Origin of the sequence: Ancylobacter sp. WKF20, assembly GCF_029760895.1 — a bacterium.
Taxonomy (GTDB): domain Bacteria; phylum Pseudomonadota; class Alphaproteobacteria; order Rhizobiales; family Xanthobacteraceae; genus Ancylobacter.
This window is the reverse complement of sequence record NZ_CP121679.1, coordinates 726,573-751,399: the sequence shown is the minus strand read 5'-3', so window position 1 is coordinate 751,399 and position 24,827 is coordinate 726,573. Positions and strand designations below refer to the sequence as shown.

20 protein-coding genes and 4 tRNA genes are annotated in these 24,827 nt (G+C 65.7%); 5 read left to right on the top strand and 19 right to left on the bottom strand.

Annotation, left to right across the window (positions count from 1 at the left end; translation table 11 throughout):
• Window positions 1-5 precede the first annotated feature (5 nt).
• From rpoC to AncyloWKF20_RS03310, 13 genes are all read right to left on the bottom strand, one after another.
• Window positions 6-4,196: a DNA-directed RNA polymerase subunit beta' gene (rpoC, locus tag AncyloWKF20_RS03370; protein ID WP_279316534.1), complete on the bottom strand. Its 4,191-nt coding sequence runs from the start codon at window positions 4,194-4,196 to the stop codon at window positions 6-8.
• 125 nt (window positions 4,197-4,321) lie between these two features.
• On the bottom strand, window positions 4,322-8,452 hold the full coding sequence (gene rpoB, locus AncyloWKF20_RS03365) for a DNA-directed RNA polymerase subunit beta (RefSeq protein WP_279316533.1): 4,131 nt from the start codon (window positions 8,450-8,452) through the stop codon (window positions 4,322-4,324).
• Between the two features lie 281 nt (window positions 8,453-8,733).
• Complete coding sequence (gene rplL, locus AncyloWKF20_RS03360) at window positions 8,734-9,108, bottom strand: 50S ribosomal protein L7/L12 (RefSeq protein WP_279316532.1); 375 nt, start codon at window positions 9,106-9,108, stop codon at window positions 8,734-8,736.
• Window positions 9,109-9,158: 50 nt separating this feature from the next.
• Window positions 9,159-9,677 (bottom strand): 50S ribosomal protein L10, encoded by a 519-nt coding sequence (rplJ, locus tag AncyloWKF20_RS03355; RefSeq protein ID WP_279316531.1) that lies wholly within the window; start codon window positions 9,675-9,677, stop codon window positions 9,159-9,161.
• A 468-nt stretch (window positions 9,678-10,145) separates the two neighbouring features.
• Window positions 10,146-10,847, bottom strand: a complete 702-nt coding sequence (gene rplA / locus AncyloWKF20_RS03350; protein ID WP_279316530.1) for a 50S ribosomal protein L1 — start codon at window positions 10,845-10,847, stop codon at window positions 10,146-10,148.
• 4 nt (window positions 10,848-10,851) lie between these two features.
• On the bottom strand, window positions 10,852-11,301 hold the full coding sequence (gene rplK / locus AncyloWKF20_RS03345) for a 50S ribosomal protein L11 (RefSeq protein WP_267582845.1): 450 nt from the start codon (window positions 11,299-11,301) through the stop codon (window positions 10,852-10,854).
• A gap of 228 nt (window positions 11,302-11,529) precedes the next feature.
• Complete coding sequence (locus AncyloWKF20_RS03340) at window positions 11,530-11,907, bottom strand: ribbon-helix-helix domain-containing protein (protein WP_267582846.1); 378 nt, start codon at window positions 11,905-11,907, stop codon at window positions 11,530-11,532.
• A gap of 117 nt (window positions 11,908-12,024) precedes the next feature.
• The gene (locus AncyloWKF20_RS03335) at window positions 12,025-12,627 is read right to left on the bottom strand and encodes a DJ-1/PfpI family protein (protein WP_279316528.1); all 603 of its coding nucleotides are present in this window, start codon (window positions 12,625-12,627) and stop codon (window positions 12,025-12,027) included.
• A gap of 184 nt (window positions 12,628-12,811) precedes the next feature.
• Window positions 12,812-13,342 (bottom strand): transcription termination/antitermination protein NusG, encoded by a 531-nt coding sequence (gene nusG, locus AncyloWKF20_RS03330; RefSeq protein WP_267582848.1) that lies wholly within the window; start codon window positions 13,340-13,342, stop codon window positions 12,812-12,814.
• 11 nt (window positions 13,343-13,353) lie between these two features.
• Window positions 13,354-13,551: a preprotein translocase subunit SecE gene (secE, locus tag AncyloWKF20_RS03325; RefSeq protein WP_267582849.1), complete on the bottom strand. Its 198-nt coding sequence runs from the start codon at window positions 13,549-13,551 to the stop codon at window positions 13,354-13,356.
• Window positions 13,552-13,729: 178 nt separating this feature from the next.
• Window positions 13,730-13,806: transfer RNA gene (locus AncyloWKF20_RS03320), tRNA-Trp, on the bottom strand.
• Between the two features lie 246 nt (window positions 13,807-14,052).
• Window positions 14,053-15,243, bottom strand: a complete 1,191-nt coding sequence (gene tuf / locus AncyloWKF20_RS03315) for an elongation factor Tu (RefSeq protein WP_267582836.1) — start codon at window positions 15,241-15,243, stop codon at window positions 14,053-14,055.
• 139 nt (window positions 15,244-15,382) lie between these two features.
• Window positions 15,383-16,222, bottom strand: a complete 840-nt coding sequence (locus tag AncyloWKF20_RS03310; protein ID WP_279316527.1) for a DUF3313 domain-containing protein — start codon at window positions 16,220-16,222, stop codon at window positions 15,383-15,385.
• Between the two features lie 234 nt (window positions 16,223-16,456).
• Here AncyloWKF20_RS03310 and AncyloWKF20_RS03305 point away from each other — a divergent pair, with 234 nt between their 5' ends.
• Complete coding sequence (locus AncyloWKF20_RS03305; protein WP_279316526.1) at window positions 16,457-17,095, top strand: TetR/AcrR family transcriptional regulator; 639 nt, start codon at window positions 16,457-16,459, stop codon at window positions 17,093-17,095.
• A gap of 44 nt (window positions 17,096-17,139) precedes the next feature.
• On the opposite strand, the gene AncyloWKF20_RS03300 is transcribed toward AncyloWKF20_RS03305, so the two are convergent.
• Window positions 17,140-17,213, bottom strand: a tRNA-Gly gene (locus AncyloWKF20_RS03300).
• Window positions 17,214-17,245: 32 nt separating this feature from the next.
• Window positions 17,246-17,330: transfer RNA gene (locus AncyloWKF20_RS03295), tRNA-Tyr, on the bottom strand.
• A 246-nt stretch (window positions 17,331-17,576) separates the two neighbouring features.
• Here AncyloWKF20_RS03295 and AncyloWKF20_RS03290 point away from each other — a divergent pair.
• Both AncyloWKF20_RS03290 and AncyloWKF20_RS03285 read left to right on the top strand, forming a co-directional pair.
• Window positions 17,577-18,479: an RNA methyltransferase gene (locus tag AncyloWKF20_RS03290; protein ID WP_279316525.1), complete on the top strand. Its 903-nt coding sequence runs from the start codon at window positions 17,577-17,579 to the stop codon at window positions 18,477-18,479.
• 351 nt (window positions 18,480-18,830) lie between these two features.
• Window positions 18,831-20,504 (top strand): MFS transporter, encoded by a 1,674-nt coding sequence (locus AncyloWKF20_RS03285; protein ID WP_279316524.1) that lies wholly within the window; start codon window positions 18,831-18,833, stop codon window positions 20,502-20,504.
• 113 nt (window positions 20,505-20,617) lie between these two features.
• On the opposite strand, the gene AncyloWKF20_RS03280 is transcribed toward AncyloWKF20_RS03285, so the two are convergent.
• From AncyloWKF20_RS03280 to AncyloWKF20_RS03270, 3 genes are all read right to left on the bottom strand, one after another.
• On the bottom strand, window positions 20,618-20,959 hold the full coding sequence (locus tag AncyloWKF20_RS03280) for a RidA family protein (RefSeq protein ID WP_279316523.1): 342 nt from the start codon (window positions 20,957-20,959) through the stop codon (window positions 20,618-20,620).
• A 133-nt stretch (window positions 20,960-21,092) separates the two neighbouring features.
• Window positions 21,093-21,719, bottom strand: coding sequence for an OmpA family protein (locus AncyloWKF20_RS03275; RefSeq protein ID WP_279316522.1), 627 nt, complete (start codon window positions 21,717-21,719; stop codon window positions 21,093-21,095).
• A 29-nt stretch (window positions 21,720-21,748) separates the two neighbouring features.
• Complete coding sequence (locus AncyloWKF20_RS03270; protein WP_279316521.1) at window positions 21,749-22,171, bottom strand: cysteine rich repeat-containing protein; 423 nt, start codon at window positions 22,169-22,171, stop codon at window positions 21,749-21,751.
• Window positions 22,172-22,461: 290 nt separating this feature from the next.
• Here AncyloWKF20_RS03270 and AncyloWKF20_RS03265 point away from each other — a divergent pair.
• Window positions 22,462-22,536, top strand: a tRNA-Thr gene (locus AncyloWKF20_RS03265).
• Between the two features lie 5 nt (window positions 22,537-22,541).
• Here AncyloWKF20_RS03265 and AncyloWKF20_RS03260 read toward each other — a convergent pair.
• Window positions 22,542-23,444 carry a class I SAM-dependent methyltransferase gene (locus AncyloWKF20_RS03260; protein WP_279316520.1) on the bottom strand — a complete coding sequence of 301 codons (903 nt, stop codon included), beginning with the start codon at window positions 23,442-23,444 and terminating at the stop codon, window positions 22,542-22,544.
• A gap of 469 nt (window positions 23,445-23,913) precedes the next feature.
• Here AncyloWKF20_RS03260 and AncyloWKF20_RS03255 point away from each other — a divergent pair, with 469 nt between their 5' ends.
• Complete coding sequence (locus tag AncyloWKF20_RS03255; RefSeq protein WP_279316519.1) at window positions 23,914-24,813, top strand: hypothetical protein; 900 nt, start codon at window positions 23,914-23,916, stop codon at window positions 24,811-24,813.
• Window positions 24,814-24,827: the final 14 nt, after the last annotated feature.

Genomic DNA, 24,827 nt, shown 5'->3' with positions numbered 1-24,827 from the left:
GCCGATCACTCGGCGGCCGCGGGGCCCTCGATCTGCGGGGCGTTGCTCGCCACGCCGTCCTGCTCGTTCTGCGCGGCGATGAGCTCGTCGCGGCTCGTTGCGGTAACGCGCAGCTTCGCCATCTGGGCGCCGGTGCCCGCCGGGATGAGGCGGCCGACGATGACGTTCTCCTTGAGGCCGGCGAGGTCGTCGGACTTGCCGTTGACCGCCGCCTCGGTGAGCACGCGGGTCGTCTCCTGGAAGGAGGCGGCCGAGATGAAGGAGCGCGTCTGCAGCGAGGCCTTGGTGATGCCGAGCAGCACGGGGTGACCGGCCGCCGGCTTTTTGCCTTCGGCGATGAGCACCTCGTTGATCTCGTTCAGCTCGGAGGCATCGATCTGCTCGTTGGTGAGCAGGTCGCTGTCGCCGGCGTCATCGATCTCGACCTTCTGCAGCATCTGCCGGACGATCACCTCGATGTGCTTATCGTTGATGAGCACGCCCTGGAGCCGGTAGACCTCCTGGATTTCGTTGACCAGATAGGCGGCGAGTTCCTCGACGCCCTTGATCGCCAGGATGTCGTGCGGCGCGGGATTGCCGTCGACGATGAAGTCGCCCTTCTCGACGAGGTCGCCATCCTGCAGATGGATGTGCTTGCCCTTCGGGATCAGGTACTCAGCCGCATCGTCGTTCGAGTCCTGCGGCTCGATGGTGACGCGACGCTTGTTCTTGTAGTCCTTGCCGAACCGGATCGTGCCGGAGATTTCGGCGATGATCGCCGCATCCTTCGGACGACGCGCCTCGAACAGCTCCGCCACGCGCGGCAGACCGCCCGTGATGTCGCGGGTCTTGGCCGATTCCATCGGCACACGGGCGAGCACGTCGCCCGCCTTGATGTGCGAACCCGGATCGGCCGAGAGGATCGCCTCGACCGGCAGCGTGTAGCGGGCATCGCCGCCGCGCGGCAGCTTCAGCACCTTGCCGTCGGCACCCTTGACCACCAGCGAGGGACGCAGTTCCGAGCCACGGCCGGTGCGCCAGTCGGTGACGACGCGCTTGGCGATGCCGGTCGACTCGTCGACCGTTTCGCTCAGCGAGGCGCCTTCGACCAGATCCTCATAGCCGACCGTACCCTCGACTTCCGTCAGGATCGGGCGGGTGTAGGGATCCCACTCCGCGATGCGCTGGCCGCGCTTGATGGCGTCGCCATCATCCACCTTCAGCTTGGCGCCGAACTGGATGCGGTGAGCCGCCTTCTCCGAGCCGTCATGATCGATGATCAGGACGGAGAGGTTGCGGCTCATGGCGATCAGCTCGCCTTCCGAGTTCCGCACCACATTGCGGTTGCGGATCTTCACCGTGCCCTCGAACGAGGCCTCGATGAAGGACTGCTCGGAGAGCTGCGCCGCGCCGCCGATGTGGAAGGTACGCATGGTGAGCTGGGTGCCCGGCTCGCCGATCGACTGCGCCGCGATGACGCCGACCGCCTCGCCCATGTTCACCGGCGTACCACGCGCCAGATCGCGACCGTAGCAGGTGCCGCAGACGCCGTTCTTGGCCTCGCAGGTCAGCACGGAGCGGATCTTGATCTCCTGCACGCCGGCCTTGCTGATGCGCTCGACATCGGCCTCGTCCATCATGTGGCCGGCCGGGACGATCACATTGCCGGTCGCACCCTCGATCACATCCTCGGCCGCGGTACGGCCGAGCACGCGGGAGCCGAGCGTGGCGACGATCTGGCCCGCATCGATGATGGCGCGCATCGCGATGCCGTTCGTCGTGCCGCAGTCGCGCACCGTGATGATGCTGTCCTGCGCCACGTCGACCAGACGACGGGTGAGATAGCCCGAGTTCGCGGTCTTCAACGCGGTGTCCGCGAGGCCCTTACGGGCGCCGTGGGTCGAGTTGAAGTATTCGAGAACCGAGAGGCCTTCCTTGAAGTTCGAGATGATCGGCGTCTCGATGATCTCGCCCGACGGCTTAGCCATCAGGCCGCGCATGGCGGCGAGCTGACGCATCTGCTCGCGCGAACCACGGGCGCCGGAATGGGCCATCATGTAGATCGAGTTGATCTGCTTCTCGCGACCCGTGACCGGATCCTTCTTCACCGCCGAGATCTCGGCCATCATCTCGTCGGCGAGGCGCGCGGAGCACTTGCCCCAGGCGTCGACGACCTTGTTGTACTTCTCGCCCTGGGTGATCAGGCCGTCATTGTACTGCTGCTCGTACTCCTTGGTGAGCGCACGGGTCTCTTCGACCATGTCCCACTTCTTGGAGGGCACCACCATGTCGTCCTTGCCGAAGGAAATGCCGGCGCGGAAGGCGTTGGTGAAGCCGAGCGTCATGATGCGATCGCAGAAGATGACCGTCTCCTTCTGACCGCAGTGGCGGTAGACGGTGTCGATCATGTTCGAGATCTCCTTCTTGGTCATCAGCTTGTTGACGACGTCGAAGGGGGTCTTGGCGTTCTTCGGCAGCAGCTCACCGAGCTTCATGCGGCCCGGCGTGGTCTCATAGACCTTCGAGGCGGGGTTGCCGTTCTCGTCCACGCCGATATAGCGCCCGCGCACCTTGGTGTGCAGGGTGATGACCTTGTTGGCCAGGGCGTGATCGATCTCGCCCATATTGGCGAAGGCCATGCCCTCGCCGGGCTCACCCTCACGCATCATGGTCAGGTAGTAGAGGCCGAGCACGATGTCCTGCGACGGCACGATGATCGGCGCGCCGTTCGCCGGGTGCAGGATGTTGTTGGTCGACATCATCAGCACGCGCGCTTCAAGCTGCGCCTCGATGGACAGGGGCACGTGCACCGCCATCTGGTCGCCGTCGAAGTCCGCGTTGAAGGCCGAGCAGACCAGCGGGTGGAGCTGGATCGCCTTGCCTTCGATGAGCACCGGCTCGAACGCCTGGATGCCCAGGCGATGCAGCGTCGGCGCGCGGTTCAGCATCACCGGATGCTCGCGAATGACCTCGTCGAGGATGTCCCACACCTCGGGACGCTCCTTCTCGACGAGCTTCTTCGCCTGCTTCACGGTGGCGGACAGACCCTTCGCGTCGAGGCGCGAATAGATGAAGGGCTTGAACAGCTCGAGCGCCATCTTCTTCGGCAAGCCGCACTGGTGCAGCTTCAACTCGGGACCGACGACGATCACCGAACGGCCGGAATAGTCGACGCGCTTGCCGAGCAGGTTCTGACGGAACCGGCCCTGCTTGCCCTTCAGCATGTCGGCGAGCGACTTCAGCGGGCGCTTGTTGGCGCCGGTGATGACGCGGCCGCGACGGCCGTTGTCGAACAGCGCATCGACCGCTTCCTGAAGCATGCGCTTCTCGTTGCGGATGATGATGTCCGGCGCCTTCAGCTCGATCAGCCGCTTCAGGCGGTTGTTACGGTTGATGACGCGGCGGTACAGGTCGTTGAGGTCCGACGTCGCGAAGCGGCCGCCATCGAGCGGCACCAGCGGACGCAGATCCGGCGGGATGACCGGCACATGGGTAAGGATCATCCATTCCGGCTTGTTGCCGGAGAGCTGGAAGGCCTCGACGATCTTCAGGCGCTTGGCGAGCTTCTTCGGCTTCAGCTCGGTGGTCGCCTCGGCGATCTCCTTGCGCAGATTGCCGGCGATCTTCTCCAGGTCCATCGAGCGCAGCAGCTCGCGGATCGCCTCCGCGCCGATCAGCGCGGTGAACGAGTCGTCGCCATACTCTTCCTGAGCGCGCAGATAGTCCTCTTCCGAGAGGAGCTGGCGCTCCTTCAGCGGGGTGAGGCCCGGCTCGATGACGCAGTAATATTCGAAGTACAGGATGCGCTCGAGATCCTTGAGCGTCATGTCGAGCAGCAGGCCGATGCGGCTCGGGAGCGACTTCAGGAACCAGATGTGAGCGACCGGGGCGGCCAGCTCGATATGGCCCATGCGCTCGCGGCGCACGCGCGAGAGGGTGACTTCGACGCCGCACTTCTCGCAGATGATGCCCTTGTACTTCATGCGCTTGTACTTGCCGCACAAGCACTCGTAGTCCTTGATCGGCCCGAAAATGCGCGCACAGAACAGGCCGTCGCGCTCGGGCTTGAAGGTCCGGTAGTTGATGGTCTCCGGCTTCTTGATCTCACCGAAGGACCACGAAAGGATCTTTTCCGGACTCGCGATCGAGATCTTGATCTGATCGAAAGTCGGCGCCGGCGCCGCCGGGTTGAAGAGATTCATGACCTCTTGATTCATCGCCGTCTCCTTCGGCTGGACCCCGCCCCGCCGCCGCGGGTCGCTGAGGTCACAGAAAGTTCTGTCTATGACGAGGGCGAACACGATAGGCCGCGTCCGGCCCCTCGTGCTGGTCAGTCAGTCGGTCATTCAGCCGCTGGAAGGCTCTCGCCCGCGCCCGGCACCGCCGAAAGGGTCTTGGAGTTCATCAGCTCGACATTGAGGCCGAGCGAACGCATCTCCTTCACGAGAACGTTGAAGCTCTCGGGAATACCCGCTTCGAAGGTGTCGTCGCCGCGAACGATCGCCTCGTAGACCTTGGTACGGCCGGCGACGTCGTCGGACTTGACGGTGAGCATCTCCTGCAGCGTGTAGGCAGCGCCATACGCTTCAAGGGCCCACACCTCCATTTCACCGAAGCGCTGTCCGCCGAACTGCGCCTTACCACCCAGCGGCTGCTGGGTAACGAGCGAGTACGGGCCGATCGAGCGCGCATGGATCTTGTCGTCGACAAGATGATGCAGCTTCAGCATGTAGATGTAGCCGACCGTCACCTTACGGTCGAACTGGTCACCGCTGCGCCCGTCATAGAGCGAGGACTGCGCGGACTTGTCGAGACCGGCCAGTTCCAGCATGCGCTCGATGTCCGCCTCGCGGGCGCCATCGAACACCGGCGTGGCGATGGGAACGCCGCGCCGCAGGTTGGAACCGAGCTCGACGAGCCCTTCTTCGTCCAGCGAGGCGATGGTGTCGTCCTCACCGTAGATCTTGCCGAAGGCATCCTTCAGCGGAGCGATGTCGTTCTGCTGATGATACGCCTCGATCGCCCGATCGATCACCTTGCCTAGGCCGGCGCAGGCCCAACCCATATGGGTCTCGAGGATCTGGCCGACGTTCATGCGCGAGGGCACGCCGAGCGGGTTGAGCACCATGTCGACCGGGGTGCCGTCCTCAAGGAACGGCATGTCCTCGACCGGGACAATGCGCGAGACCACGCCCTTGTTGCCATGCCGGCCGGCCATCTTGTCACCCGGCTGGATCTTGCGCTTCACGGCGATGAAGACCTTGACCATCTTCATCACGCCCGGCGGCAGCTCGTCGCCACGCTGGAGCTTCTCGACCTTGTCGAGGAAGCGCTGCTCAAGGCGCTTCTTCGACTCGTCGTACTGGTTACGGATCGCTTCCAGCTCGCTCATCATCTGGTCGTCGGCGACGGCGAACTGCCACCACTGGCTGCGCGGATAGTCGGCCAGCACCGAACGGGTGATCGCCGTATCCTTCTTGAAGCCCTTGGGGCCGGCCACGCCGGTCTTGCCATCGAGCATCTCGGCCAGACGGCCGAAGACGTTGCGGTCGAGGATCGCCTGCTCGTCGTCGCGGTCCTTGGCCAGACGCTCGATTTCCTCGCGCTCGATCGCCTGGGCGCGCTCGTCCTTGTCGACGCCGTGGCGGTTGAATACGCGGACTTCGACGACCGTGCCGGTGACGCCCGGGGGAACGCGCAGCGAGGTGTCGCGCACATCCGCCGCCTTCTCGCCGAAGATGGCGCGCAGCAGCTTCTCTTCCGGGGTCATCGGGGACTCACCCTTCGGCGTGATCTTGCCGCAGAGAATGTCGCCCGCCTGCACTTCGGCGCCGATATAGACGATGCCGGCTTCGTCGAGGTTCTTCAGCGCCTCTTCCGACACGTTCGGAATGTCGCGCGTGATTTCCTCCGGCCCGAGCTTGGTATCGCGGGCCATCACCTCGAATTCCTCGATGTGGATCGAGGAGAAGATGTCGCCCTTCGAGATATTCTCGGAGAGGAGGATGGAGTCCTCGAAGTTGTAGCCGTTCCACGGCATGAACGCGACGAGGATGTTCCGGCCGAGCGCGAGATCGCCGAGGTCGGTCGAAGGACCGTCCGCGATGATGTCGCCCTTCTTCACCCGGTCGCCCACGCGCACCAGCGGACGCTGGTTGATGCAGGTCGACTGGTTGGAGCGCTGGAACTTCTGCAGGCGGTAGATGTCGACGCCCGACTTCGACGGATCATTCTCTTCCGTCGCGCGGATGACGATACGGGTCGCGTCCACCTGGTCGATGACGCCGGTGCGGCGGGCGGCGATGGCCGCCCCCGAGTCACGAGCGACAATCGATTCCATGCCGGTGCCGACGAAGGGCGCATCGGCGCGCACCAGCGGCACGGCCTGACGCTGCATGTTCGAGCCCATGAGGGCGCGGTTCGCGTCGTCGTTCTCAAGGAACGGGATGAGCGCGGCGGCGACCGAGACGAGCTGCTTCGGCGACACGTCCATGAAGTCGACGCGGTCCGGCGTCACGAGGAGAACGTCGCCGGCGTGACGGCAGACGATCAGGTCCTCGGTGAAGCGACCTTCCGAATCGAGCGGGATGTTCGCCTGGGCGACGTAGTACTTTCCCTCCTCCATGGCGGAGAGATAGACCACTTCGTCCTGAACCTGGCTGTCCTTCACGCGGCGATAGGGCGCCTCGATGAAGCCGTACTTATTCACGCGGGCGAAGGTCGCCAGCGAGTTGATGAGGCCGATGTTCGGGCCTTCCGGCGTCTCAATGGGGCAGATGCGGCCGTAATGCGTTGGGTGCACGTCGCGCACCTCGAAGCCGGCGCGCTCGCGGGTCAGACCACCCGGGCCGAGGGCCGAGAGACGACGCTTGTGCGTGATCTCGGACAGCGGGTTGGTCTGGTCCATGAACTGCGAGAGCTGCGACGAGCCGAAGAACTCGCGCACCGCCGCCGCCACGGGCTTCGCATTGATGAGGTCCTGCGGCATCACGGTGTCGATGTCGACGGACGACATGCGCTCCTTGATAGCGCGCTCCATGCGCAGCAGGCCGACGCGGTACTGGTTCTCCATCAGCTCGCCGACGGAGCGGACGCGGCGGTTGCCGAGGTGATCGATGTCGTCGATCTCACCCTTGCCGTCGCGCAGCTCGACCAGCGTCTTGATGACCGCAAGGATGTCCTCACGGCGCAGCACGCGCATCGTGTCCGGGCAGTCGAGGTCGAGGCGCATGTTCATCTTCACGCGGCCGACCGCGGAGAGGTCGTAGCGCTCGGAATCGAAGAACAGCGAGTGGAACATGGCCTGCGCGGAATCGAGCGTCGGCGGCTCGCCCGGACGCATCACGCGGTAGATGTCGAACAGCGAATCCTCACGGGTGAGGTTCTTGTCGACGGCCAGCGTGTTGCGGATATAGGCGCCCACATTGACGTGGTCGATGTCCAGGATCGGCAGGTCGTCATAGCCGAGCTCGACAAGCTGCTTCAGCATCTTGTCGCTGACTTCCTCGCCCGCCTCGACATAGATCTCGCCGGTGCTGGGGTTCACCAGATCCTCGGCGACATACTGGCCGATCATCTCCTCATCGGAGATCTTGAGGGCCTTGAGGCCCTTCTCGGCGAGCAGGCGCGCCTGGCGGACGGTGATCTTCTTGCCGGCTTCGATGACGACTTCGCCGGTATCGGCGTCCACAAGGTCCGCGACAGCCTTGTAGCCCTTCATGCGTTTGGGATCGAACGGCATGCGCCATCCGTCCTTCGTGCGGGTGAAGGAAATGGTCTCGTAGAAGGTGTTGAGGATTTCCTCGCCGTCGAGACCGAGGGCGAAGAGCAGGCTCGTCACCGGAATCTTGCGGCGGCGGTCGATGCGCGCAAACACGATGTCCTTGGCGTCGAACTCGATGTCGAGCCAGGAGCCGCGATAGGGGATGATGCGCGCGGCGAACAGGAGCTTGCCCGAGGAGTGGGTCTTGCCCTTGTCGTGGTCGAAGAACACGCCCGGCGAGCGGTGCATCTGCGAGACGATGACGCGCTCGGTGCCGTTCACGATGAACGTACCGTTCGAGGTCATCAGCGGGATGTCGCCCATGTAGACGTCCTGCTCCTTGATGTCCTTGACGGACTTGGAGCCGGTGTCGGGATCGACATCGAACACGATGAGGCGGAGGGTGACCTTGAGCGGCGCGGCGAAAGTCATGCCACGCTGGCGGCACTCATCGACGTCGTACTTTGGCGGCTCGAACTCATAGCGGACGAATTCGAGCATGGCAGCGCCCGAAAAGTCCGAGATCGGGAATACCGACTTGAAAACCGCCTGAATGCCGTCGTCCGCACGCCCGCCCTTCGGCTCGTCGATCTGCAGGAACTGGTCATAGGACGCCTTCTGAACCTCAATGAGGTTCGGCATCTCAGCCACTTCCTGGATCTTGCCGAAAAACTTGCGGACCCGCTTACGACCGGTGAACGTCTGCGCCATGTCGCTCCTCGCTCCGTCCGAAAAACCGTCGCGTCAGCCGCTCCAAGGGGCAGATGCCCAACAGCCGCGATGACGCATCACACATGCAACAATACGGGCAGGTCGCGGCACACTGTGCCGCTCCTGCCGGGTTGCGCATCCGACGGCTCGCCGGACGACCCCCATCATCGGGATCGTCGGGGAAGCCGTCGGGGGCCTCCCGCCTCGTCCCATCCCGCCAGGGCGGTGGACGAAGGCAGAGGCCGCCGGGGGAAACCGGCGGCCTCGAAATGATCGTCAGATCACTTGAGCTCGACCTTGGCGCCAGCCTTCTCGATCTGGGCCTTGATCTTCTCGGCTTCTTCCTTGGTCACGCCTTCCTTGACGGCCTTGGGAGCGCCTTCGACGAGATCCTTGGCTTCCTTGAGGCCCAGGCCGGTGATGGCGCGGACTTCCTTGATGACCTCGATCTTCTTGTCGCCGGCCGAGGCCAGGACAACGGTGAACTCGGTCTGCTCTTCAGCAGCCGGCGCGGCAGCGCCAGCCGGGGCAGCGGCAACGGCCACGGCGGCCGCGGCGGAAACGCCCCACTTCTCTTCGAGGAGCTTCGCGAGCTCGGCAGCCTCGAGAACGGTGAGGGAGGACAGCTCGTCAACGAGCTTCGACAGGTCAGCCATTTTACTTAAGTCCTTGGATTTCGGTTCGAACCAGTATTACCGGTAAAGCCTCACGCGGCTTCGTTCTCTTTGGCATAGGCCGCGAACACGCGGGCGAGCTTGGCCGCCGGCGCGGTGCTGAGCTGGGCGATCTTGGTCGCCGGGGCCTGGATAAGGCCAACCAGCTTCGCACGCAGTTCATCAAGGGACGGCATGGTGGCCAGAGCCTTCACACCATCCACATTCAGGGCCGCCTTGCCGAAGGCGCCGCCAAGAATCACGAACTTGTCGTTGGTCTTGGCGAACTCCACGGCAACCTTCGGAGCCGCAACAGGATCGCTCGAATAAGCGATAATGGTCGGACCCTTCAGCAGGGCCGCGACATGTGCGACTTCCGAACCTTCGAGAGCGATCTTCGCGAGGCGGTTCTTCGCCACCTTCACGGTCGCACCGGCCGCCTTCATCTGACGGCGCAGGGCCGACATCTGGGCGACGGTGAGGCCGGAATAGTGGGCCACGACGACGACCGAGGTGTTCTGGAACACATCGGACAGCGACGTGACGAGCTCTTCTTTTTGCGCTCGATCCACTTCACTTGCTCTCCGGTGGCGAGGAAGAAAGCCTTCCCCGCCGGGTTTGCGCCTTGTCACCACCCGGAAGGGTGGCAACGGTTAGCATCCTGTCCCCTTGGGAACCGGTAAACCGGCCAAGGCGCTGGTTCGAGCCGAAATCCAAGTCCCGGAAAACCGGAACCTTTCACGCGGTCGTACCCCGTCTATGCTGGCCCCTGCGGGATTAAGCCACCTCGGACGAGGGGCGCCGGCAGTCTCGGACAGGACTTAAAGCCGGCAGGGCGAGCCCTACCGGCCTCTCCATCCGATTTTATTCGGATGAAAGCCTCAAATTTAATCGACTCGCGCCCGACTCGTCGCCGAGCGCGAAACCGCCCATATAGAGGGTCGTTCTGGATTTGTCACCCCTGATAGCATCCGGGGCTTGACAAATCCACCCTGAGCCGATCACGGCCCCGCGACCCGCGGGGCCGCCGGATCGGGTCATCAGGCCGGGTTCAGGACCGAGGCGGTCTCGACCTTGAGGCCCGGGCCCATGGTCGAGGACACCGCTATGCGCTGGACATAGTTGCCCTTGGCGCCGGTCGGCTTGGCCTTGACCACGGCGTCAGCGAAGGCGCGGATGTTCTCGGCAAGCTTGTCGACCGGGAACGAGGCCTTGCCGATGCCGGCGTGGATGATGCCGGCCTTCTCGACGCGGAACTCGACCGCGCCGCCCTTGGCCGCCTCGACGGCGCCCTTGACGTCCATGGTCACGGTGCCGACCTTCGGGTTCGGCATCAGGCCGCGCGGGCCGAGCACCTTACCGAGACGACCGACCAGCGGCATGAGGTCCGGGGTCGCGATGCAGCGATCGAAGTCGATCGTGCCGCCCTGGATGGTCTCGAGCAGATCCTCGGCGCCGACAATGTCCGCACCCGCCGCCTTGGCTTCATCAGCCTTGGCGCCACGGGCGAACACGGCGACGCGCACGGTGCGGCCCGAGCCATTCGGCAGGTTGCAGACGCCACGGACCATCTGGTCGGCGTGACGGGGATCGACGCCGAGATTCATCGCGACCTCAATGGTCTCGTCGAACTTGGCGGTGGCACGCTCCTTGAGCAGCACCAGGGCCTCGTCGAGACCGTAGAGCTTCACCGGATCGATACCGTCGCGCACCGCGCGAACACGCTTGGAAACCTTGGCCATCAGCTCAACCCACCACTTCGAGGCCCATGGAACGGGCGGAGCCCTCGATCATGCGGACCGCCGATTCGACGGTGTCGCAGTTCAGATCCTTCATCTTCATCGCCGCGATCTCGCGCATCTGCTCCTGCGAGATCTTGCCGACGAAGCCGCCCTTGCCGGGGGTCTTCGAGCCCGAGCCGGGCTTCTTCTTCGTGACCAGACCCGCCGCCTTCTTCAGGAAGTAGGAGACCGGGGGGGTCTTGAGTTCGAAGGTGAAGGAACGATCCTGATACGCGGTGATCAGGACGGGGATCGGCATCCCCTTTTCCATCTGGGCGGTCTGGGCGTTGAACGCCTTGCAGAATTCCATGATGTTCAGGCCGCGCTGGCCGAGCGCGGGACCGATCGGCGGGGCCGGGTTGGCCGAGCCGGCCGGCACCTGCAGCTTCACATAGCCGGTAATCTTCTTCGCCATGAAAGGCTCCTGCTGCACTGACGGCTGCCAGGCCATCAGCACAAAACACGCCGGCACGGCCATGTGGAGCCGTGGGCGACGTGGGTTCCGGGTCGCGGTTGCGGCACGTGTGTTCCGGCTGGCGAACCGGACGTGCCTCCCGCGGATGTAGGCATCACTTAGGATGCGAGGGTCGCTTACAGCAAAATGCGCGCCAGGGGAAGGCCCCTGCCCTTTTGCGAGCGCCGATCAGGCCGCGTCTGGCAGGCGTCGCCCGCCGCGGGCACGTCCCGCCTCTCGGGCAAGGATCGCATCGGCGTCGAGGCTGCGGATCGGTGTCGCCATGTCGCGCGGCACGTCGCCTTCGAGCTGAAGGCTGAGATAGCGCCCGCAGCACACGCGCAGGAAGGAGGCGAAGTTCTCGACCTCGCCATGGGCGAAGGTGAGTTCCTCATGCAGCTTGGCCAGAAGCTGCGAGACGCTCATCCCGTCGCGCTGGGCGATCTCCTCCAGCACCTGCCAATAGAGGTTCTCCAGCCGCACGCTGGTCGAGAAGCCGCTGAGGCGCACCGACTTCAGCCGCGTCTGCCACAGCGTGCGGTCGGCCTCGATGAAGAGCTTGCACATGGGTCGCCTCCTCGGGATGGATGGCCGGCGGCAGGCCGGACGCCCGCCGCCGCCAGAATAGACCCGTTCGCCGCGCGGGCGAAGCCGTGCGATGTGTCACGCGCACGGCATGCCGGCTCACGCCGCCTGCCGCACCTCCTCATGCACGATCCGCGTGCCGAGCACGGTGAGGAACTGGCCAATCCACGCGGGGTGTGCCGGCCAGGCCGGGGCGCTCACCAGATTGCCGTCGGTCACCGCAGCGTCGATGGAGATGTCGGCATAAATGCCGCCGGCAAGTTCCACCTCGGCGCGACAGGCGGGATAGGCCGAGCAGGTCCGCCCTTCCAGCACGCGCGCGCCGGCCAGCAGCTGCGCGCCATGGCAGATCGCGGCGACGGGCTTGGCGGTGTCGAAGAAGTGACGGACGATCTCGATGACGCGGGCGTTCATCCGCAGATATTCCGGCGCGCGGCCGCCGGGAATGACCAGGGCGTCGTAACGGGCCGGGTCGATATCGGCGAAGCTGGCGTTGAGCGCGAAGTTATGGCCGCGCTTCTCCGAATAGGTCTGCTGGCCCTCGAAGTCATGGATCGCGGTGTTCACACTGTCGCCGGCCTTCTTGTCGGGACACACCGCATGGACGGTGTGGCCAACGGCGAGCAGCGCCTGGAACGGCACCATGACCTCGTAATCTTCCACGAAGTCGCCGACGATCATGAGAATGCGCTTGGCAGCCATCTTGTCCTCCCTGGATCACGGGCGGCGTGGCGTCGCCGCCTCGGATGGAGGACCAGTCTAGGCGCGTGGCGCGCGGGCGGGTGTTAACCCGCTATTGCCGGTGCGGGGACGCGCGGGGCGTCAAAAACGAAAATCCCCGGGACCAGCCCGGGGATGCAACGTCGTCTCAGCCCTAGTGGGCGTGTCAGGTCTTCTCGACCTGACCAAATTCCAGCTCGACCGGCGTGGCACGGCCGAAGATCGAGACCGCGACCTTGAGGCGCGAACGCCCCTCGTCGACTTCCTCGACAATGCCGTTGAACGAGGCGAACGGGCCGTCGGAGACCTTGACCGTCTCGCCGACCTCGAAGCTGATCGAGGGCTTCGGGCGCTCGATGCCTTCCTGAACCTGCTGCAGGATGCGCATGGCCTCCCGCTCGGGAATCGCCATCGGCTTGTTGTCGGCGCCGAGGAAGCCGGTGACCTTCGGCGTGTTCTTGATGAGATGGAAGGCCTCGTCGGTGAGGTCCATCTTCACCAGCACATAGCCCGGGAAGAACTTGCGTTCGGCATCGACCTTGCGGCCACGGCGCACCTCGACGACCTTTTCGGTCGGAACCAGCACCTGCTCGAACAGATCGGTGAGCCCACGCTGCGCCGCCTGCTCCTTGATGGAATCGGCGACCTTCTTCTCGAAGTTCGAATAGGCGTGGACGATGTACCAGCGCATCGGCATCGGGTGTCTCCTCAACGACCGATCTGCAGGATATGCGCGATGACGAAGCTCAAGACCTGGTCGGCAACCAGGAAGAAGAGCGAGGCCAGCACGACCATGACGAAAACCATGGCGGTGGTGATCAACGTCTCGCGACGGGTCGGCCAGGTGACCTTGCGGGCTTCCGCGCGCACCTGCTGAAAGAACTCGACCGGATTCGTCTTCGCCATCTTCGTCTCGAAACGCCTCTGTGGCAGGGGCCGCGCCGCCACCTGTGTGTGTCGCGAAGGATCCGGGAGGGCCCTTCCGCGATCGGTTCGTCCAAACGCGCGAAGCGGGCGTATAGCCCGCAAAGCGGCTTCGCGTCAAAGGGACGTTTGCTGCCTTGCCTGCCACCGGCGGAGAGGGTGGCAGGAGTGGAGGGACTCGAACCCCCAACCCCCGGTTTTGGAGACCGGTGCTCTAACCAGTTGAGCTACACTCCTACAGTCCGCGTCGCGGACCGCGTCTTCCTAGTTGATCCGTCCATCCCGTGTAAAGAGAGGAGAGCGGATCAGACGCCTCGCTCCACATCCGGCTGTGTGGAAGACGTGCCGGCGGGGAACTCCAAGACACGGAACTGACGGCCCGAATCTCGATCGGCGTGTCATCGGCAGGCGCCGAAGACGACGAGACCCGCGCCAGTGGCTGGCGCGGGTCTCGGGCGAGGCGCCGGAGCGCCCCGCGGATCATCACTCGATGATGGCGGCGACGACGCCGGCGCCGACGGTGCGGCCGCCTTCGCGGATGGCGAAGCGCAGCTTCTCTTCCATCGCGATCGGAACGATCAGCGCCACGTCAACCGAGATGTTGTCGCCCGGCATCACCATTTCCGTGCCTTCCGGCAGCGTCACGATGCCCGTCACGTCCGTCGTGCGGAAGTAGAACTGCGGACGGTAGTTGGTGAAGAACGGCGTGTGGCGGCCGCCCTCTTCCTTCGTCAGGATGTACGCCTCGGCCTTGAACTTCGTGTGCGGCTTCACCGAACCCGGCTTGCACACGACCTGGCCGCGCTCCACGTCCTCACGCTTGGTGCCGCGCACCAGAATGCCGACATTGTCGCCCGCCTGGCCCTGGTCGAGCAGCTTGCGGAACATTTCGACGCCGGTCACCGTCGTCTTGATGGTCGGGCGGATGCCGACGATCTCGACTTCCTCGCCGACCTTGATGATGCCGCGCTCGACGCGACCGGTCACAACCGTGCCGCGGCCCGAGATCGAGAACACGTCTTCGATCGGCATCAGGAACGGCTGGTCAACCGGACGCTCCGGCTGCGGGATGTAGCTGTCGACCGCTTCCATCAGCTTCAGAACCGCGTCGCGGCCGAGCTTCGGGTCGCCATTCTCCAGCGCCACCAGCGCCGAGCCACGGATGATCGGGATGTCGTCGCCCGGGAAGTCGTACTTCGACAGAAGCTCGCGAACCTCGAGCTCGACGAGCTCAAGCAGTTCCTCGTCGTCGACCATGTCGCACTTGTTCAGGAACACCACCAGGGCGGGAACGCCGACCTGACGGGCCAGAAGGATGTGCTCGCGGGTCTGCGGCATCGGGCCGTCAGCCGCCGACACGACCAGGATCGCGCCGTCCATCTGCGCCGCGCCGGTGATCATGTTCTTCACATAGTCGGCGTGGCCGGGGCAGTCGACGTGCGCGTAGTGGCGGTTCGCCGTCTCGTACTCAACGTGAGCCGTCGAGATCGTGATGCCGCGCGCCTTCTCTTCCGGCGCCTTGTCGATCTGGTCATACGCCGTGAACGTCGCGCCGCCCGACTCCGCAAGAACCTTCGTGATCGCCGCCGTCAGCGACGTCTTGCCATGGTCAACATGGCCAATCGTGCCAATGTTGCAGTGAGGCTTCGAACGGTTGAACTTCTCTTTGGCCATAACTCGTTTCCTTCAGCGACATACGGGCCGCGAAAATCGGGGCGTGGGATAGGCGGTTTCCTAGAATTCCGCAAGTGCCACACGGCAATTGTGGCGTCGCTGTCCCGCGATGTCGGGGAGAGACGGGCGATCCCCGCCCTCAGGGTGCCGGCGCTGCGCCCTTGTCGGTCCAGTCGGGCGGCAACCCGAGACCGTCGCCAACCATGTCAGCAAAGCCCGGCGTGCGGCCAAAAGCGGCACAGGCGGGATGTTTCGGCGTGCCCTTCAATGCCGCGCCGATCTTCTCGGCCGAGGGCAGGTCCGGCATTTTTCCGAATGGTGTGTCGCCGGTCGCCACCAGCCTGCTGAAATCGGCGCCGAACTCGGCGGCGAGGACATAGGCGTCGCCCTCCTCCGCCGCGCGCGAGGCACCAACCAGCGCGCTGGCGCCACGCGCCCAGGTCATCGCCACGACCTGATCGCCGCTCGGCCCGTAGGCGCCGGCCTCCATGGAAAGGCTGCCGAGCCCGATGGGCAGGCGCGGCGTCGGGGCGATCACATCCGGCAGCACAACGCTCTTGGCGATGCCGAGCCCCTTGGAAACGGCGACCATGGTGGCGTCGGTACGGGTGATGTGCGTAACGCTCGCCCGCACGGTGAGGTCAGCAGGCTGATCGGCCGCCACGACCTCGAAGCGCTCGCTGAGTCCGGCGCAGAGGGCGCGGTCAACGGCATTGGCAACAAGCGCGCGCTGCTTGTCGGTGAACGGCACCTCCAGCGCCGCCGGGGTGAAGCGCGTCGGCACGATGCGCACCGTGCGGGCGGCCAGCACCTGCTCCTTGTTGGCGCGCAGCGCAGCTTGGGTGAGCACGCCGTTGGACGGCTTGAGGTCGGCATAGGAGGACAGCGTGCCACCCTGCTCGAGCGGCGCATTGGCACAGCCGCCGACCGCCAGCCCCGCCATCAGCCCCAGCACGCGCATCGCCCGCACGCCGTCCATGGGCGGAGGGACACCCCGCGCTGCGGTGGCCGGCGGACCAACCCTCTCGCCGCCCGCCCGCTCCCGGCCCGGATCTGCGCTGATCATCATCATGGAACCAACCAACTGAGTGCAAGTTTGCACTCGGTGCAAGTTGTCTATGGCCGATCTGTGGCGTAGGTCGTCCAAAGGTCAGATGACCCGTGAGCGCGGCCGGTGCGGCGCGTCGGGCAGAAGCGCGGGGAGCCGAGAACGATGGCGGACACGGCCCGAACGTCGACAGGGCTGCGCGCGCTGAAGCGCCATCAGACGCAGGAGCGGCTGCGCGAGGCGGCGCTTCAGCTGTTTCTGGCGAAGGGCTATGGCGCGACCACGCTGGACGACATCGCGGCAGCAGCGGGCATTTCGCGGCGGTCGATCTTCTCCTACGTCGCCAGCAAGGAGGAGATCGTCTTCCAGCATATCGACCGCTTTCTGGAGGCGCTCGTGGCGGGCATAGCCGCCGGCCGGCCCGACCAGCCGCCGCTGAGCTTGCTCAAAGCCGGCATGATCGACTTCGCCGGCGCGATCGACGCCAATCTCGCAGTGGAGACGGCCCGCTTTCTGCACGGCGCCGATGAGCTCAATGCCGGGCGGCTCGTGCGCCTGCGCCAGCTTGAAATGGCGATCGTCGAGGCCTTGCGGCGCGTCTGGCCGGCGCCTCATCACCTCCCGCATCTGCAGGCGGCGGCGATGATGGCGGTTGGCGCCCTGCGGCTCGGCATGGACCAATGGGTGGAGACGGATAGCGCCGCGTCGCTGGCGACCTGCGTTCAGAAGGCGTTTGATGCCTTGGCCTGCGCCGCCGACACGCGCCTGCCGGCAATCAACGGCACGGTTGGTGATTCGTCCTGATCATCCCTCAACGGCGAGCGGCCATCAGACGACGCGATGAGGGCTGGAGCGGGTGAAGGGAATCGAACCCTCGTCATCAGCTTGGAAGGCTGTTGCTCTACCATTGAGCTACACCCGCGAGGGCCGAGGCAAGCATAGCGGAGAGCGACGTGGTGGGGGAGGTAGGACTCGAACCTACGAAGGCATAGCCAGCGGATTTACAGTCCGCCCCCTTTGCCGCTCGGGACACTCCCCCTCGCACGTCGGTCGCGCCGCGAGGGCATCGACCACCGGCCGTTACGGCCGTCGGTGACAACACATCAGGATGCGCCGTCACCGTGCGGCGCGCTTTATGGTGGGGTGCCCCTGCCCTGTCAACCCCGCCCGCCAAGCCGTCACCGCGGCGGTGGACAACCTCGCCCCGCATGGCGCGCCCGCCTGACAAGTGGCGCGCGCCCGCACGGCAAATTGCCAAGCGCCGCGCGGCATGACAGAAGGCGGCATGAACGACCGTCCCAAACCCCCGTCCGACCGTCCCGCCCGCCCCGCAAAGCCCGGCTTTGGCCGTGGCGGCGGCAAGGTATTCGGCGGCGGTTATGGTGGGGGCGGCGGCTTCAGCAAGGGTGGCGGCAGCAAGGGCGGGGCTCGCCCCCGGCCGGCCGGGCGCCCCTTCGGCGAATGGCCGGACGATGTCGCCATCCTCTATGGCTGGCACAGCGTGGTGGAAGCCCTGCGCAATCCGCGCCGCAAGGTGCGCCGGCTGATGGCGACCGAAAACGCGCTGAAGCGGCTCGAGGACGAATCGATTCCGCTCAAGGTCACCCCCGAACAGGTACGCCCCGGCGAGATCGACCGCCTTGTGGGGCCGGATGCGGTGCATCAGGGGCTTTTTGCCGAGTGCGATCCCCTGCCCTCGCTGAAGCTCGTGGACGCGGCCGAGAACGACCTCGTGCTGGTGCTCGACCAGATCACCGACCCGCACAATGTCGGCGCCATCGTGCGCTCGGCGGCGGCGCTGAAGGTCGGCGCGATCATCACCACCGCGCGCCACAGCCCGGCCGCCACGGGCGTACTGGCCAAGAGCGCCAGCGGCGGGCTGGAGCATGTGCCGTTCTGCTTCGTCGGCAATCTCGCCCGTGCCCTCGAAGAGCTGAAAGACAGTGGCGTTCAAGTGGTTGGCCTCGATAGCGAGGGGCCGGCGGACCTCGTCGACACGCCGCTGCGCCGTCCGGTCGCGCTGGTGCTCGGCGCCGAGGGCAAGGGGCTGCGCCAGCTCACCCGCCAGACCTGCGACACGCTCGCGCGCATCGACCTGCCCGGCGCCATCGTCAGCCTCAACGTGTCGAACGCCGCCGTCCTCGCCCTGCATATCGCGCGGCGCGCCATTGGCCAGCCCGCCGGCTGAGCGCCAGAATTACCGCACGCTGAGCCGGCACAATTCTTCCGCAAGGCGGAAGAGCCGCTGTTACGACCAATTGCCAATCGTCAAACGGTTACGTTTTCGCCAAGCTTTCCTTTGAGGCAGTGGCGGAACGCAAGAATTCCGCGCGCCAACATCCGGGACCGGCGCCGCAAACGCTCTCACGCGGGCCGCTTTCGGGAGGAAACGACCCGAGCGACGGTGTTCCCAGAGGAACTCACAAGATCGTTCGGCAAATACTGACACGGCTCCACCAGGAGCCTGGTGTTTTTAACGTGCATCGCGGCGATGCGCGAACGCACTTTCACGCGATTTTTCTGGGGAAGGGACGACACCATGAGCGTAACGACGGGAGGGGCGCCCGCCAAGGCGGCGCCCATGACCAAGGAAGAGAGGAAGGTTATTATCGCCTCCTCCGCCGGCACGGTCTTCGAGTGGTATGATTTCTATCTCGCGGGCTCGCTGGCCGCGAACATCGCGATGACCTTCGTGCCCGGCAGCAATGACACGGCCAAGTTCATCTTCGTTCTGTTCGGCTTTGCCGCCGGCTTCGCCGTCCGCCCGTTCGGCGCGCTTTTCTTCGGCCGCCTCGGCGACCTCATCGGCCGCAAATACACCTTCCTCGTCACCATGACGCTCATGGGCATCGCCACCTTCGTGGTCGGCCTGCTGCCCGGCTATGACACGATCGGCTATGCCGCGCCGGTGATCTTCATCATCTGCCGCCTCGCCCAGGGCCTCGCGCTCGGCGGTGAGTATGGCGGCGCCGCGACCTATGTGGCCGAGCATGCCCCGCACGGGCGCCGCGGCTTCTATACCTCGTGGATCCAGACCACCGCGACGGTCGGCCTGTTCCTGTCGCTGCTGGTCATCCTGACCCTGCGCCTGTCCATGTCGCCGGAAGACTTCAACGCCTGGGGCTGGCGCGTTCCGTTCCTGCTGTCGATCATCCTGCTCGGCTTCTCGATCTGGATCCGCCTGCAGCTGAGCGAATCTCCGGCCTTCCAGAAGATGAAGGCGGAGGGCACCCGCTCCAAGGCGCCGCTGACCGAGGCCTTCGGCCGCTGGTCCAACGCCAAGATCGCGCTGATCGCCCTGTTCGGCGGCACGGCCGGCCAGGCGGTGGTCTGGTACACCGGCCAGTTCTACGCGCTGTTCTTCCTTACACAGACATTGAAGGTCGACGGCACAACGGCGAATCTGCTGATCGCCGCCTCGCTGCTCATCGGCACGCCGTTCTTCATCCTGTTCGGCTGGCTGTCGGACAAGATCGGCCGCAAGCCGATCCTCATCGCCGGCTGCCTCATCGCCGCCGTGACCTACTTCCCGCTGTTCGAGAACATCGCCCGCGTCGCCAATCCGAAGCTCATCGAGGCGACGGAGACGGTGAAGATCCAGATCGCCGCCGATCCGGAGCAGTGCGGCACGCTGTTCGACCCGGTGGGCGTGCGCGTCTTCACCCGGCCTTGCGACGTCTACCGCCGCACGCTGGCGACCAACTCGATGCATTACGAGCTGGTGCCCGGCCCCGCCGGCTCCGCGACCGCCGCAACGGTCAATGGCACGGCGGTCACCATCCCCGATACCGACAAGGTCGGCGCGGCCATCGTCGCGGCGGCGCAGGGCGCGGGCTACCCCAAGGCGGGTGACGCCAGCATCGTGAAGCAGCCGACCATTGCCGGCGTGCTGAGCGACCAGCGCACCCTCACCCTGATCGGCCTTCTCTTCGTCCTCGTGCTCTATGTGACGATGGTCTACGGCCCGATCGCCGCGCTGCTGGTCGAACTCTTCCCGACCCGCATCCGCTACACCGGCATGTCGCTGCCCTACCACATCGGCAATGGCTGGTTCGGCGGCTTCCTGCCGCCCACCGCCTTCGCCATCGTGGCGGCCACCGGCAACATCTTCTCCGGCCTGTGGTACCCGATCATCGTCGCTCTGATGACCGTGGTGATCGGCGTCATCTTCCTGCCGGAGACCAAGAACCGCAATCTCGACGACTGGCACTAGTCCGACGCACATCTCCGGCGGCGCCTCCGGGTGCCGCCGGCACACACGAGAACCGCCCAAACGAGAACGGCCCCGTCGCAGGACGGGGCCGTTTTTGTTGTCGCAGGCGCCGATCAGACGGCGGCGGTGACGACGATCTCGACCAGATAATCCGGGGTGGCCAGCGCGGCCTCGACCGTGGCGCGGGCCGGGGTGTGGCCGGCGGCGACCCAGCTGTCCCACACCGCGTTCATCTCGCCGAACTTCGAGATGTCGGCGAGATAGATGGTGGCGGCGAGGATCTTGGTCTTGTCGGTGCCGGCGGCGGCCAGCAGCGCGTCAATCTGCTCGAGCACGCCCTTGGTCTGGGCGGCGACGCCATCGCCCAGCGCGACCTGGCCGGCGAGGTAGGCAACGGAGCCGTGCACCACCGCCTGGCTCATGCGCGGGCCGATCTCGATTCTCTTGATGCTCATCTGACAAACTCTGGTTTTCAAAAAGGAAAGGCCGGCGGAACGCCCTCGAGCGAACCGGCCGGCCTTGGTAGCACAGGAAAAGCGGGAGCGCCGCCCCCGCCCTTCGGGTCACGCGTCGGCGGTCAGCCGCGCATCACTGCGGGTTGGTGACGGCCTTCGGCATCGGGCCCAGCGTGCCGATGTTGAAGATCTGCACGCGGCGGTTGATCGGATCCTCGGGCTTGGAGGGCACCTGAAGCGCCTCCTGGCCGAGGCCGAGCGCCTGCAGACGGTCCGGCGAGACCTGATAGACCACCACGAGCGCCTGGACGATGGCGTCGGCGCGCTCCTGGCTGAGCTTCAGGTTGTAGGCGCGCGTGCCGGTCGTGTCGGTGTTGCCGACGACGACGAACTTGTAGTTCCACAGGATCGGGTGGTGCAGCGCGTCGGCGATCGCGCCCAGCGTCTCATAGGACTCCGGCCGGATGATCGACGAGTTCAGCGCGAACTGAATCTGCACCGTGATCTGCGCCAGCTTGTCGAGCAGCTTGGCGATCGCGGACTTGTCGAGCGACAGCGGCTTGTTCGCGGCGACGGCGTCCTGCGCCATCTTGCGCAGCAGCTCGACGGTGAGCGAGGGGTCATTGTTGGTGACGCCCGACAGCCCCTGAAGGATCTGCTGGTTGGTGAGGTCGGTCTGCGCCGAGGCCGGGCTGGCCAGCGGAGCGGCAAGCGCCGCGGCGAGCGCGAGGCCGCCGACGAAACGGGTGAAACGGGTCATGATCTGTCTATCCCTCGTTGCCGTTTGCGTCAGTTCGCCCAGCCGGCGTCGAGCAGCACCTGCTTGCACGCCGGACGCACGACCTTGGTCGAGGCCAGCAGGCAGTTCAGCATGTTGGCGTCACCCGGCTGCACGCCCGAACAGAATTCCTGAGCGCTCGGCGCACAGATCTTGAACGAACCGTTCTGCGCGGCGACCCGCTTGGCGATCGAGGCCTGCGCGGCAGCGAAATCGTCGAAGCACGCGCGCGGCACCTGATCCTGGTGCTGCGTCAGGCAGTTCATCACGTCGCCAGTGCCGATATTGAAGTTCGAGCAGAAACGCTCGATCGAGGGGCCGCAGCTCTTGGCGATGAGCGCGCCAGCCTGGGCGTAGCTCATGGTCTGCGCGGACGCCGTGCCGGCGCTCGCCGCCAGCAGGAGGGCCCCCAACCCGATTACCATTCCCTTCATGTGCATCTCGCCTCCCGTGCGAGTCATATCGCGCGGCGCATGGCCGCTCCGACTCGACGACCGTGTCGAGCCGCGATGGTATTCCTGTCGCAGAACCCAAGGTCACACGCAATGATCCGCGTCAGGAACTCTGGGTGAGACGGGCCAGATTCACGATGAATCCGCCATCCCGACCCATTGCCGGCGCGCGGCTCGCGTGCTTCCCCCTCGGCCCCGCTTGACGCCCGGCGCCAGTTGCGGGAAGACGGCGGTGCCCGGTCCGCGCCCGCCAGCGCCGGACAACGCGGCGCGCCGGCTTAGCACAGCGGTAGTGCAGCGGTTTTGTAAACCGAAGGTCGGGGGTTCGATCCCCTCAGCCGGCACCAGTTCGTCACCTCACCCGTCGCAGCCACAGACTCCCGCCGCGCCGCGCGACGAAGTCGGGCAGCGTGTCGGCGAAGAGATCCGCGTGGTGGTACGCCAGATAGGCGTTGAACAGCAGGATCTCGAAGCGCTCATTGAACTGCAGGAAGCTGCGGACGAAATAGCTCTCATTCCAGGCGCGGCCTTCCTTCAGCCAATGCTCGGGGTACTCGAACGGCCAGAGGATGTCGTGAATATGAATCACGACTCCCGGCGCGAGGCGCGGGATGATCTCACGAAAGGCGAAGTCGACATCGCTCCCCGTGCGCACGACATGCGAGCTGTCGATGAACAGGATGTCGTTGGCCTCCAGCGCCGTGAACACCTCTAGCGGCACGTCCTGAAGCCGCTCGACGCGAATCTCGCTGCGCTCTTTGTCCGCAGCGCTCAACCGGGCCAACAGCCGCTCGGGGAACGGGTCGATGAAGGTGAAGCGGGGGTTGAGGGACGGATCGGCATCGACGGTATCGAGCATCAGCGCGGAGGAGTGGCCGGAACCGACCTCCACCACCCGCTGGGGCTGAACGTCGCGCATCATCGCATAGGTGGACCAGGCGTCGGCGAATTCGAAAAATTGGTTGTTCTGGCGGTAGCGCGCGCTCTCCCCTCTGTCCGGCAGGCCGCCGAAGCGCGCGATCAGCCGGGCGGCGAGCGCGCGCTGGGCGTCGGCGCGCAGATCGACGCCGGGCACCTCGGTCATGGCGCGTCGCGCTTCCCGCGAGGGGCGCTCCAGCAGCAGGTCAGCAGGTGGCACCGGCGAGTAGAAATGGCCGGGCTTGGCGAAGCGCAGGAACGGGTTAGCCTCTGCGAGCCGCCCGTAATGCACGATGCGGCGCAGCCGCGACAAAGGCGTCTTCAGCGTTGCCAGCATCCGCCCCTCCACGCAGGCGGCCTGCCTGCTCCCCCCGGCGGTCGGAGACGATCGCCGGGCCTGCACGGCACTAAAGTCCCGCACGCTGTCGTCCGCATCGACACACGCCAATTCTGACGAGGTGGCAGCGATTACTTACGACGATGCTTTTAACCCAACGCCAACACAATGGCATTGCCCAATAATTCCAGCAATCCGCAACTTCTATAATACATAATACATCCGCAATTTCTTGCCCTACCCTCACCGCCGCGACACACCCCGCGAGAGGCCGCCACCGGCGTTGGAATCGGCCCGAAGAGCGCGCTCGCGGACGGCGCCGGGCACGCCGCGCGGCAAGGATGCGGGCGCGGTCCCGGCTGGCGGCGCGGGCGCCGAGATTCCGCATCATTTATTTCGCGTAAGGCCCTCAGATTCCTTCGAATCAGCTATGTTGAATCAAATCCGAGGGGATCGGGGGATTCCGCACATGCAATCCAAGTGGCGTGCACCTGCGTGCTATGTCGGCGTCGCCGTGATCTGCGCCTTGTATCTGGCCGTCGTGCCGGGCGTCGGCATTACCGATGTCTGCGCCGGGGCTGGCCTCGGCGCGGCGGTCATGTGGGCGATCAACGAGTGGGAAACCGGCAAGTGGAACGTCGCCGTTCCCGGCGCGGCGGTGGCGGCTGTCGCCGTGAGCACGCCCGCTTTGCTGGTCAGCACCCCGCCCGCGGCGGTGACCGCGACGGCTGAGACGGCCGCGGCCAAGCCGCAGGAAACCGCAAGCGCCGATGCCCCGGCCGCCGAATCGCGCCCACGCGTCGATTCCGGCGTCGCCACGCCCGAGACACTCGCCAAGTGGGAGATCGACGAGAAGGAGCCGAGCTGGGATCCGTCCGCACTCGCGGAGACCTGGGCCAAGCTGCGCCGCGAACTCTCGATCAGCGGCCCCCGCCGCCCGCAGGTCGCCCCGGACCTGCCGCGCACCGCCCAGCTCGCCAAGGGTCCGCTCGGCGCGAGTGCGCTCGGATCTTCCGCGTCGAGCCTCTCGGCCAAGAACGCGCCGGCCGCCAAGGCCCCGCCCGCGCGCAGCGCCTCCGCCAGCACCGCCCCGGCCAAGCCCGCGCTGGGCACCCTCTCCAAGGCCTATCAGGACAGCCAGCGCCAGGGGGCCAACGCCTCAAAGAGCGCGGCACCCTCGCGTCTCGGCAGCGGCACCTCGATGAATAACGGCACGATTGCCGCGACCAAGGCGTCCTACACGCCGGGCAGTTCCTTCGCCGCGCCGTCCTCCTCGACCACGACGCCCGCCCGCAAGGTCGCTGGCGGCAGCGCCGAGCCGGCGCGCACCGGCTCCTTCCTGCGCCCCGGCCCGATGCGCCCGCGCTGAGGCCGCACCCGGCC